This is a genomic window from Paenibacillus sp. VCA1 (genome assembly GCF_031583795.1).
Lineage (GTDB): Bacteria > Bacillota > Bacilli > Paenibacillales > Paenibacillaceae > Paenibacillus_AQ > Paenibacillus_AQ albilobatus.
The window spans coordinates 88661-101083 of the sequence record NZ_JAVLSX010000003.1; the positions used below are offsets into that span (position 1 = coordinate 88661).

Sequence of the window (12423 nt, forward strand, 5' to 3'; positions counted from 1 at the left end):
TTCTATGAAACGGACTTTTTCAGTGACCTGGTTTCCTAGGGTTTCATTGCTTGCGACTCTAATTGTTAACCATCATACATTATTTGTACAGGTCGGCCCAAACAATGCCGGATAATTATAAATTTGATTACGTCAGCCGCTTGTGGTCCACATGCTCCGTTGACGATTTCGAATTCTTCGGATTGGCTTTCTTTCAAAAAGCCTTCACGATTAAAATTCAATGAGCACAAAAGGAAAAAACTCAAAATTAGAAACTTCCTTTAGGGTAGTTGCCACAGGCTCTCCTTCCTGATTTAACAAATAGAGGCGCCCACCGAAACTGTTTAAAATTTCACTTATCAACAGCAGGAATTTTTCGGTATCTTCTCCTAACATAGGTGGATTCCACTCAAAAGTAACTTTCTTTATCTTTTGTTCCTGTAGCAAGCCCATCATCCCTAAGAAAGCGTGGTATTCACCGCCTTCGATGTCGATTTTCACCAGATCGATAGAATCTATATTCTTAAGTTCGTTATCCAAAGCAACAGCTTCGACTTCTTTAGTCGTAAACGTATCCTGTACGTTTTCATCACTTGGCTTTTCATGAAGGGAAGAGTATGCAATAAATCGTTCGGAACTAAGAAACTTCAATAATTTACTTTCAGAGTAAACAGCCTTATTAATGACTTTTACGTTTTCAGTCGTCCAGTTCATCGCCAGATTATCCTTTAGCATCGAAGCAGTTTTTGAATCGGCTTCATACGCAAAAACCTTTCCCGAGCTGCCCACCAATTTTGAAGCAAGTACCGTAAAATAACCGACATTGGCCCCAACATCCACAATGTTATAACCCTGCTTAACATGGCTTAAAAAGTATTTTGTTAGAGGCACCTCAAACATCCCCGTTGTTACAAAAGTAGGCATAAGGCTTAAATCATCGGCCGGAACCGTAATCATCGCATTGTAAGCCAGTTTCACTAACATTTTATTATTTCCGATATATGTGCCGTTCAAGATGCCTCATCCTCTCAAAATGTTGTAATTGTCTGAAGAGATGCTTTGACTTGCTTTTCAGCTAACAAGGCCGTGTCTATGAAAAACTCGGGATAATGAACAGCATCTCCCAAAATTTGAGTAATTCCGACTATATCATCCAAGTCCCCTCTTCCTAATAGTGTGGAAGCTACTATATATAAATAGTAAAAATCAGCATGGTCTGAATAAACTTGAAGTGTTTTTCCGATTAGTTGAAGCGCCTCATGGTCCTTCTCTTGTTCCAAAAGACAAAGGATCAGCCATCGAATATAGGTCGGCCGCATATCCTCTGAGGCTTCATCTAATAATTCTGAAAATATATGGAAAGATTGTTCGTAAAGGCCTGTCTGTAATCCGTAGATGGCCTCGCCGTATGAGCCTTCTATTTTATTGCTGGTTCTCACAAAATATAACGCCCGATCAACAGGTAACCTGTTTTTGTCGCTCCTTTTTCTTCTAGCAGCCGTTTCCCACCTACCGATCCGATGATTTTCAAAAACTTCATAAATTACAGGCAATTGAACTTCGTCACGCTGACTCTGCAAAAGTCGACTTATAAAACGCAAATAGTCATCCATGTGTTCAAACGAATCCTGTGTAACGAATATATCCCAGTCATCTAACGTATTCATTGCTTCTACTTCATGTTCGGCTAAAGTACTATAATAGGCTTCAATCTTTGGAATAATTACCTCCCAAGTGAACGCGGAGGAGGTTTCTAAACCATTTTTGATCAATTCTTCTCTTAATTGGCTATCGTTTATTAAATCAACCATTTGTTCAAATAGACTTCCAGGGTCCTTAATCTCAGCTAATAGGGCATTTTCTCTATGTTTTGCGTACTCCAACACGCCCAAATTATTTGTTGTTATAACAGGGCATCCGCACATCATCGCTTCCATGACTGGTAGAGAAAAAGACTCATAGTGGGAGCCGGATACGAAAAATAGAGCCCCTCTGTACAAGCTGGCAATCTCGGATTGAGACGGGTTTACAACAATTTTACTAATCCATGGGACGTTTCTAATTTCTTCTGCAGGTTCAGTCGGTGTAATCCAAATTAGATCAACTCTATGATGATTTAAACGAAGCATTTGGTAGGCTTCCCATATATCTGATACTCCTTTAAAAGTGGTACTCACATCCCCCATCATTAACATATACGGGTTAGGCCACTCATACTTAGGAACCTCTACGTTAAATCTAGATGAATCCAACCCATTATGAATTACTTTTGCCTCACAGCTATAATGCTGTTTTAGTGATTTGGCTGTTTGTTCTGAAACAGTGTAAACCGCATCTGCAAATGAGATCTGCTTTCGTACATAATGGAGGTCATCCGTACTCATACGATTATTATCAAATAAATGAAAATCTCCTTGCTCAAAATAAACGACCGGAGCAATCCCCGTTCTAATGCAATCGTAGATATGGGTATAGTAGGTGGCTACAATTAAATCGCATTTTGGAATTCCGTCCCCTAAACTCGAGCCGGCAGGTAATTGAATATATGTTGCATTTAAAGGGAACCACTCGGGGCGCGGAAACCACGAAGCAATCGTTATTTGGTAACCCAACAATGTCAAGCGGTTCGCCTGTTCAAAAATGATTTTGACTCCACCGCATATGCTTACATGATTCATTACATAAACAATATGGAAGGTCCCGGTTTTACTGGTTGGCTTTGGGTATAGGTTTCTCTTGTAAAAAGAAATGGTTTTGAAATCTTCAACTTGTTTATGGTGTTGAATTGCTAAGACTTGTCGAAGTATGATAATCCCCCCTTCTGAAACATGGTTGTCGCCACTTCAGTGTCGCTCAGTTTATATTACTGAAGATCTTATAAGTTTTATTAAACCATAATGACTTGGGTTCAAGACTCATAAGTTCTGATTGGACTTCTCTTGCCTCAACGATCTGATTGCAGGTTTCAAGTAACTTTAATAGTTGATAGCCGTTACTATAATTAGGCAAGACGCCATATGCTTGTTTCGCATAATACAATGCATCATCTGCATTCCCCAAATCTCTAAGTATGTCTCTTACCAACGCGTAGATTTCAACATTTTCAGATGGTTCAGAGGATTCAACGATAATGTCAAGGGCTATTTCTTTAAAGCCTTTTTTATTTAATTGATCCGCAATAATAAATCTAAATATAGGCTGACTTGAGGCATGTATTAACTGCTCTAAACTTGCAAATTGCTCCAGCCTGATGAGGATGTTCACCAATTGAATGAGCTGTTCCCTCATTTCTTTTGAGAAAGGCATTTCTGGAAGCTCCTCACCGCAAACAAGACTATTCCACCATCTCCATTCCCTGTTCCTTAAACTAAATACCTGGCGATTCTGTATTAATGGATCAGGATCATGACTCAAAACGCCAAGCAAGATTAAATCCCCGAAAAAGGCATCTCTAACATGCTCAATTTCACTCCAAATTCGTTTCGCCGAAGTGTAGTCCCCTTCCAATGTTGCTGCCCAACCTTCGAATTCCACTGGAACTTTCACCTTATAGCACCGGACAAGATCTAATGCTCCCGGGTGACGAAGACTATACAGTACAGAAACCATTTGCTCTACTCTCTTTAAATCGTTAAATGGCCATATTTTGAATAAGGCATCCACAAATTCGTTTCCTCTTAAACTAGGGAATAACTCAATAAATACCTGTATCAAGAAAGAAAGGTCGGGCGCTTCTTGAACAGCCTTCAAAAAGTGTTTTTTAGCTAACTCATGCTGGCCATTACGTAGGTACAATTCCGCTAGTTTCCCATGTGCAAGATAAGATGCCGTACCCTCATAATGGTTAAATTGTAACGCATTTCTTGCTTCTCCTATTTCCAAGCATTTCAGGAAACACTGTTCCGCATCTTTGTCATAACCAACATTTTCGTATATAAGACCAAGCCGATATTGAAAGTCAGCATGATCGGCATATAAAATTGCGCTGTCTTCCCCTACTGCAACGGCCTCTTCGTTTCTCCCCATTTCGGATAAACTTTTCATTATAAACATCAAAATACGCGGAGCATAGGAAGTCCCTTTCCCAAGACTGTACGCCTTCTGAAATGCTTTTAATGCTTCTGTATGCCGATCTTCAAGAGAAAACTGAACACCAAGATTAAAATAATTAAACGCGTTAGGTTTTTTCTTGACTTCATCTTGAATGATTTTCATATTGCGCTTCTTCTTGGACTTTTCTCGTACAATATCCTCCAAGTAACCATCATGGTAGATGACCGCATCAATTAATCCTGGTTTTAAATGCGGGTGTTTTGACATGTCTACCTGCTCATGCAAAGCTCCCTCATAACGAAGTACGGGATCGTTTCGAAACAGCCGTATAAATCGATGAACTTCGGCCACACCATGGCCAAGGTCGTTTCGAATTCTTACGTAATAATAGTCTTGGTCCAAAGGCATTAACAGGGACTCCTTATTTTTGCCTATATATTCGTCCGCATCGAGATGAAGGATAAAGTCACCAGTAGCATGCTGCAGTGCGTAATTTCTGGCATCGGAAAAATCATTGGTCCATTCGTAATGATATACGTGATCCGTATATTTTTTTGCAATATCTAAAGTGCTGTCCGTAGATCCGGTGTCTACAATGATGATCTCACTTACAACATCCTTAACGCTTTCCAGACATCTTTCTAGACAACGTTCTTCATTTTTTACTATCATGCAAAGGGATATTTTTGATAAGGTCATATTAAGAACTCCAATACTATTGAATTAGTGTATTCAACCTTACTCCGGCCGAGTCGTAGCCAAGTTCCTTGCTTTGGCTGTAATGGTATACAGCTTTGGATATAGTTCCTGTTATTTCAAAATACAGTCCCAGGTTATAATGAGCCAGGAAGCTGCCTACTCCTTTCGTCGTTTCGTATTTTCTGCCATCAGCTTCACCTAGCGAAAGGCAACTCTCAAAAATTTGAGGAATAGCAGGGAACCACTCCACGTTTTGAGATTCAATCACTGCAGTTCCATATATATAATATAAATCGGTATAATCCGGATAAATTTCGAGTGCATAATGAATTATTTCTAAAAATAGATCCCAATTCTTTAAATAAATAAGACATTTTAGCAAATGCAATAGCAAAGTACTATGATAATGAGGAAAAACTGTGCCGCTGATTCTCTCTACAGCTTTATGGTAGTAATAGGACGCAAGTTCCCATTGTCGGTTCTGTTCATATGTTCGGGCCACTTGAAAGTTTATATAAGGATCAATTGGATTGTTTTCAAGTTCCGACATCAGCAGTTTTAAATTCCGTTCGATTTTTTGTTTGCTTTGAATTTGATTATTTAGATAACCATAGTGCTTTAACTTAATAGGAGTATCCCATGTAGGAAATGTCCCCCCACCTGCAAGAAGTTGTTCATGAATACGTCCATGATAACGAAATTCCGGTAGGTTTGGAAATAATCTAGTAGCCCATGTAATGACAGAACCATTATTTGTAACGTTCTGAATCTCTAATCTAGCAGCTGTACCTGGATGATCTCTCATTTGTCTACAAGCTGCATGGAGTGACTCCAAATCGGAGTCCAATGTCTCGTCTGCATCCATTATTAAAATGTAGGGATGATTAGCCTTTGTAATGCTAAAATTTCGAGCCGCTGCAAAATCGTCTTTCCATGGCTGTCTGAAAACTATAGCTCCTGCTTCTTTGGCTAGATAGGGTGTTAAGTCCGTTGAATTATGGTCTACCACAATGATCTCTTCTACAAATGGCCTTACGGAACTTATTGCCCTCGCGATGTAGTTCTCTTCATTTTTTGTGATCATACATACACTTATTGAAATATTATCCATTTTTCAACCACCTTATGAATTAACGGGTGCCGCTTAGGACACCCGTTAATTTCAGTATCATCATTTAATTGTACGTAAATCCGTTAACTGCCTCGAAAATCTGTCCGTCTGCATTTTCTACTTTAATCGTGACTGGCCCCGTTACAGATGAGGCAGGCACTCTGATTAATAATTGTGTTGCACCATAAAATGTAGAAGGAGCAATAACATTATTTACATATACTTTCGTTGTGCTTGCAAAATTGGTACCGTAAACATTGATAATATAGCCGCCTGCTTTGGAACCATTGTTCGGAGAAATTGAAGTAATGGTTGGCCCAGGTTTCGGCGCTGGGGCTTTATAGGTTAACCCCCCTGTTGCCACCACAAACTGACCATCATTAACATTGATTACCTTTACATCTACCGGGCCTACCACTGTCGATGCAGGCACTCTCGCACGCAAATCCGTAGAACTGTAAAGTGTGGTTGCTGCTTCCACATTATTGATAAATACCTTGCTTGATGAATTAAAGTTCGAACCGGCAATAGCAATGATATCTCCACCCGTATTCACAGCAGAATTTGGAGTTATCGAGGAAATCACCGGCGGAGGTCCTAAAACAAACTTCAAACCTCCATTCAACACCCCGATTTGATTATCTGGATTTTGCACGGTGACGTCAACAGCTTCCGGTTGGGCCCACACAGGAGTTTTAATAGCCAGTTGAGTTGAACTCATAAAAGTAACTGCCACATTGGTATTTCCTAACTTTACCTTCGCACCATTGACAAAATTTTTACCTGTAATGGTAACAATCGTTCCACCCGTAATGGCCACTTCTGAAGGCGAAACAGATTGTACAACCGGTGCTGGAGGCGGAGGTGGCAGGATGAAAGTAAATCCGCCCGTTAAAATGGCCTCTTGATTATCGGGGTTTACGACCTTAATGTTGACAGACTCTGCTTTTGGCCAAACAGGCGTTTTCACTTTTAGCGTTGTTGAGTTATAGAATGTCGTGGCAGCTAAGGTGTCATTAAAATATACCTTTGTACCTGATTCAAAATTCTGCCCCGTTACATCAATGATCTGTCCACCCGTTGTTTCACCTTCGGAAGGTTTGACCTCAATAATGATTGGCTCAGGTTTCTTTGGCGGTGCATTATAAGTAAAGGCATCTTTTAGCATGACTTCCTGTTGATCCGGATTCACGACTCTGATATCAACGGACTCAGCTGTTGTCCACGCCGGACTACGTACAATCAACTGCGAAGAACTATTTAGAGTGGTTGCTACAGAAATACTATCAAAGTAGACTTTCGCCCCACTGACAAAATTGGAACCATTAATATATACAAGAGTTCCACCAGCCATTTCACCGTTATCCGGCGTAATGTTTGAGATAACCGGCGCCGGAGGCGGAGGTGGAGTTTCAAACGTATAACCTTTCTCCAGCACAGCTTTCTGCCCATCCGGGTTTGTAACTATAATGTCAACCGATTCTCCTGTACTCCACGCCGGGGTTTTGAATTGAAGTTGGGCTGCAGATACAAAAGTTACTGTAACGTCCTTGGCTCCTAATTTCAATGTAGCCCCGTTCACAAAATTTTTACCTTGAAGCGCTACAACTGTTCCTCCTGCAACAGGCCCTTTATTCGGGGTGACCGTTGTTATTTCAGGTGCAGGCAACGGGTCATAGGTAAATGCCTGATCCAGTACAGCAAACAGATTGTCAGGGTTTACGACTTTAACAGATACAGATTCTGCCTTGGTCCAGGCAGGCGTTTTGAGATATATCAAAGTTTTGCTGCTAAATGTTGAGCCAGATGTTACATCCTTATCATTGAGATAAACCTTTGCCCCACTAACAAAATCGGAACCGTTAATGCTTACTAAAGTTCCTCCAGCTTGAGGTCCCGAATTAGGAGTTACGCTCAAAATCTTAGGTGCTGGTGGAGGAGGTGGTGCCAAGTATTCAAAAGCATCCGTTAGAATTGATTCCTGACCATAGTTATCAACTACTTTAATATCCACTTTTTCTGCAGTTGTCCATTTCGGTGTTGTCAGCGTGACTTTGGTATCCGTTAAGGAACTTGTGCTGACTAATGTACTATCAAAATAAACCTTCAATCCTGCACGGAATCCGGCACCGGTCAGGGTTACTACAGTTCCCCCAGCCTGAGGACCTTCAGCAGGAGAAATCGAATCTAGCTTTGGCGGTGCAGGCAGTTGGTAAGTGAATCCGTCAGCCAATACTGCATCTTGACCATCTGGATTCACGACCCTCACATCAACAGCCTCGCCCTTGTTCCATGCAGGGGTTCTAACTAGAATCTCATTACTGTTTGTAAAAGTGGTTTGTGTCAGTAGCGTATTATCAAAATAAACTTTGGCCCCACTTAGAAAACCTTTACCGTAAATATGCATCAAGGTTCCGCCAAACACCGATCCGCTGTTTGGATCGACCGAAGTAATTTCCGGCTTCGGATAAGTATAAGTGTATCCGTTGGCAAGCTCGGTTTGCTGTCCATCCGGATTAACGACTTTAACTTTGACTGACCCCGCTTTTGGCCACTGTGGAGTTACTATTTTAAGCATTGCAGGCGAAACAAAGACAGCCGGCACTTCGGTGCTGTCAAAATATACTTTTGCTCCATCAATGAACTTTTCACCTGCAACGGTGACTTCCTGCCCTCCCGTGGTCAATCCTTGATTCGGCGTCAAAGACGTAATTTGCGGTCCGGAGACATACGAATACGCCTTGAAAGATACAGCCTCTGTTCGATCTTCATTTACAACTCTAACATCCACCGATTTTTCAGTTGCAGACGCAGGAGCCTTTACGACAATTTTTGTTGGCGTTATCGAAGAAACGACTGCTTGCTGGTCTCCGAACCATACGGTTGCTCCTGCCATGAAGTAATTTCCTTCAATCGTGACCGTATTTTCACCTTTCAATGGCCCTTGATTTGGCGTAACGGAGGTAATGACTGGATCCGCATAATATCTGTATTTTGCCGTCGCGAACTGCCCATCCTTGTTCGTAACCTTAAGATCTACGGAGCCCTGCGTTCCGCTTGGTGCAGTCACGATCAGTTTTGTGGAGTCGACATATTGAACTGAGCCGGCTGGGGTTGTGCCGAATAGCACTACCGAATCAGGGAGAAAGTATTTGCCGTTAATCACGACTGATTCACCGCCGGCAATTTTCCCATGATCCTCAACGACGGAAGTGATTTCCGGCGCGTGATAAGATACCGTTATTGTTGGGTTTGCAATATCAGTTTCGTGAGGCTGCCCAAGATAATCGTCATATTTTACATGAACGTCCTTTTCCCCAACGGAAAGAACACCTACCCTGGCACCTGTTTTGTGTTTAATTTTGTAATTAAACGTAAGCATGTCTTTTTTCAGTTCATTGAATTTCCAAGTCAAAGTATTTCCAGACACGACAGGCTGAGGAATGTTGTCTTTGTATGAATCCGGAACGATTTCAAATTCCGGAGCAACCGTATCTGTAACAGTAACATTATAAGCACTCGATAAACCGATCTCTTGAACGATTGCTGCGTATATTTCAGCCAAACCAACGGAACCGAGTACAAAATGATGATGCTGGGCGGTCGTAGCCATTTCCTTCATCAGTAGGTTAGGCGCACTCTTTTCAGGGTCCTCATTGGGCTGTAAAAGCGCAATCGTATAGAAAATAACTCCTTCATTTTTGGCATTATTAGCTTGTTCCAAAGCTACTTGCCGGGCATAATCATTTGGAGCTGGCTCCGTAGCCTCACCGTCCGTCATCAGAATGATGACCGGCTGAGCATCTGGTCTATGATTTTTAAGCAAATCCTGGGCTTTAGCAATAGCGGCTTTTGTGCCAGTACCACCGTTTGCTGTAATTTTGTCGATATAGGATTTCAAGTCGGAAGGATTTGTCGATAAATCCTTATAGCTGATATTGCTTGCAAAATCAACAACGCCAACCCGATGTTTGGAAAAATCAACCAAATCAATAAACCCTTTGGCTGCATCTTTCGCATTTTTCATTTTATCTTCGCCTTTGTTTGGACCATAGGTTGGGGCCATACTTCCTGAACGGTCGATGATCAAAATGATATCATTGGGTTTAATAATGTTTACATCCGGCGAACCTTGGATGTTCAATGTCACCTTTGCCTCTTCACCTTCAAAAATTTTGGCAGGATCTATGGTTTTGGCAACTTGCACGCCGGTATCCGAAGCTGCGGCTACGTTGGACGTCCAAGGGAATGGTGCTGCAACGAGTACAAAAATGAGAAGAAAATAAATATATTTAGATATTCCCTTCATGGAGAGCCTCCTATTAGACTATTTACTTTTAAAATCCACAAAAAAAGCGCCGACATCATAAGTATTCGACAACTTTCCATAGTAGTTTGTAGCCTGCTTTTTTTTCTCAAACATGATGATTTCCTGACTCAACATTACTTTTTCGTTTAAAATGACCTGAATGACCTGTTCATTCAAATCGAGGATTTGTGCGATTTTAACTTTATCCTCGGAAGTGATGGGTTGATTTTTAACATCTTCATAAAGTCGGTCCAACCTATTAGCGTTTTCTTCATACATTTTAAAAGAAGGGTTCCGAAGAATGTTTTGATAAATTAAAAGAATTTCATCAATAGAGTTGCCCAGGTTAACATTCTTATCAACCATCGTTTAATTTCCACCCTTTTTTAATGAAAGAAGCGCTTTTTTCCAGGTTTCGACCATCCCTTGTGCAAACTCAATGACATCGTCCAGCATTTTTTCGTCTCTTTGAATCATAAAGTCTGCGATATGTCGAATGTAAAAATCATATAATTGATGCAAGTTCTGTGCAATTTCGTATTTCATGTTCAGCGTTATAATCAATTCGTTTAAAATTGCCCGTACCTTATGAAGTGATTCATTCATTTCCTCGAATTGATTTTGAGCATACAAACGTTTGGCTATCAGCAAGGATTTGTTCATTTCCTGATATAACATTAACGTCAATTCGCCAGGACTCGCCGTCTCAACCTGAACCTTCAAATATTGCTGTTGTACCGCGTTTTGCATTGTTACCCTCTCCATCAGTCATTTTATTGTCAGTAAATGTTGAGTCAGTGCACTTAACCGCCAAGCAAAGATGCAAAAGAAGATTGCTGTGAATTCAGCTTTTGAATAGCCTGCTCCATTGCTGAAAATTGTTTATAATATCGGTCTTCGATGTCTTGGAGCTTGGATTTCCACTTTGCTTCCTGCTCGGAAAGCTCCTTAAGCTGTTTCCCCATGACACTATCGTCCAAAGCGTCGATCGAACCCAGGCCGATTTTCTTTTTAATCGCATCCATTTGATCATTAACGATATTGTACAAACGGTCTGCAATCCCAAGGTTGCTTTTACCCGCTACTTCCGGCCCGGAGGAAGACATAACAAACAACTGTTTCACCTGATCGAAATTCGTATTGATGGCTGCTTCCAATTTGGCTTCGTCAATTTCAAGCTTGCCGTTCTCACGCCAGTCCGATTTTACGGTGATGCCGATTTCCGAAAGCATGGAAATTTGACCCTTTGGCACGTTTAACGGCATATTTAAGGCTTGTCGCATATTTGAAAGAGAATCTTTCAAAATTGAATCATTATAAAGCGTGCCTTCCCTTGCTGTTTTCTCCCACTTTTCAATCTGGGATTCAGACATCGCATCCCGTTGTTCATCCGTTAACGGCTCGTAATTGCGGTTTTGTTTAGTAGTATAAGCTTTGTAAAACGTGTCGATCAAAGAATTGTATTGCTCTACGAATTTTTTAATATCGTCAATAATGCTGCTTCTGTCAGCCTTGCTTCCAATTGACGCAGTCCCAATACCGCTTAGCATCACTTGAGCTCCACCAATAGTGACATTGTTGGAACTAGCGGTGATTTTAGTGCCGTTTACTGTATACTCTGCGTCTTTCCCGCTTGCGCTTGTGCCAGTTAGGTTAAAAAGGGAGGAAAATTCTGCACCAGTAACATTGACCTTGGATTTCGCCCCGGTACTCGTTGAAGTCAAAAACAATCGTCCACTGCTCTGATCAAAGCTGGCTGTAACACCTGTCAAAGCAGATTTGCTGTTAATATCTTTCATAATGGAATCAATGGTCGATTGACCGGAGGTAAATGTAACATCCGTACTTCCCAAAGCCCCTTCAATTGTTACCGTCCCCGACACGTTAACAGTGTCTGAAGATTTTGCGGATACTACTCCGCCGATCAATGTAGCAGACTCTGCCAGTTGCGTAACCGTAACATTGCTTGTTCCAACATTTGTCCCGTTGGATGTAATGCTAATAACAGAAGTGTTCGAAGAGGTTGCCGTGACCTTTTCAAAATTTTTCTCGAAACGCAAATTATTTACCGTGTTGCGGAATGAAAGCAGCGTAGTATTCATCGTCTGATAATCTTCACGTTTCCATAACGTGAACTGCTTTTTTTTCTGGACATTATCTAACGGCAACCGCTCTGCCTTCATTAATTTTTGGATCAGGCTTTCCGTATCCAACGTCCCGCTAAAACCCGTTAATCGGGTAGGGCTTGAGATTCCAGCCATGCTTTCTCCCT

8 protein-coding genes are annotated in these 12423 nt (G+C 41.2%); all 8 read right to left on the reverse strand.

Translation table 11 applies throughout. The annotated features are described in order from the left end of the window. Positions 1-210: 210 nt before the first annotated feature. The 8 genes from RJP21_RS07095 to fliD all read right to left on the reverse strand — a co-directional run bounded on the left by RJP21_RS07095 (position 211) and on the right by fliD (position 12412). Positions 211-993 carry an FkbM family methyltransferase gene (locus RJP21_RS07095; protein ID WP_310858681.1) on the reverse strand — a complete coding sequence of 261 codons (783 nt, stop codon included), beginning with the start codon at positions 991-993 and terminating at the stop codon, positions 211-213. Positions 994-1007: 14 nt separating this feature from the next. After that, on the reverse strand, positions 1008-2600 hold the full coding sequence (locus RJP21_RS07100; protein ID WP_310858682.1) for a glycosyltransferase family 4 protein: 1593 nt from the start codon (positions 2598-2600) through the stop codon (positions 1008-1010). A gap of 232 nt (positions 2601-2832) precedes the next feature. Beyond that, positions 2833-4731, reverse strand: coding sequence for a glycosyltransferase (locus tag RJP21_RS07105; protein WP_310858683.1), 1899 nt, complete (start codon positions 4729-4731; stop codon positions 2833-2835). A 16-nt stretch (positions 4732-4747) separates the two neighbouring features. Then, complete coding sequence (locus RJP21_RS07110; RefSeq protein ID WP_310858684.1) at positions 4748-5842, reverse strand: tetratricopeptide repeat-containing glycosyltransferase family 2 protein; 1095 nt, start codon at positions 5840-5842, stop codon at positions 4748-4750. A gap of 64 nt (positions 5843-5906) precedes the next feature. Further along, positions 5907-10151 carry an IPT/TIG domain-containing protein gene (locus RJP21_RS07115; RefSeq protein WP_310858685.1) on the reverse strand — a complete coding sequence of 1415 codons (4245 nt, stop codon included), beginning with the start codon at positions 10149-10151 and terminating at the stop codon, positions 5907-5909. 18 nt (positions 10152-10169) lie between these two features. Continuing rightward, positions 10170-10517, reverse strand: coding sequence for a hypothetical protein (locus tag RJP21_RS07120; RefSeq protein WP_310858686.1), 348 nt, complete (start codon positions 10515-10517; stop codon positions 10170-10172). A gap of 3 nt (positions 10518-10520) precedes the next feature. Then, positions 10521-10901: a flagellar export chaperone FliS gene (gene fliS, locus RJP21_RS07125; protein WP_310858687.1), complete on the reverse strand. Its 381-nt coding sequence runs from the start codon at positions 10899-10901 to the stop codon at positions 10521-10523. Between the two features lie 53 nt (positions 10902-10954). Beyond that, on the reverse strand, positions 10955-12412 hold the full coding sequence (gene fliD / locus RJP21_RS07130; protein WP_310858688.1) for a flagellar filament capping protein FliD: 1458 nt from the start codon (positions 12410-12412) through the stop codon (positions 10955-10957). Positions 12413-12423: the final 11 nt, after the last annotated feature.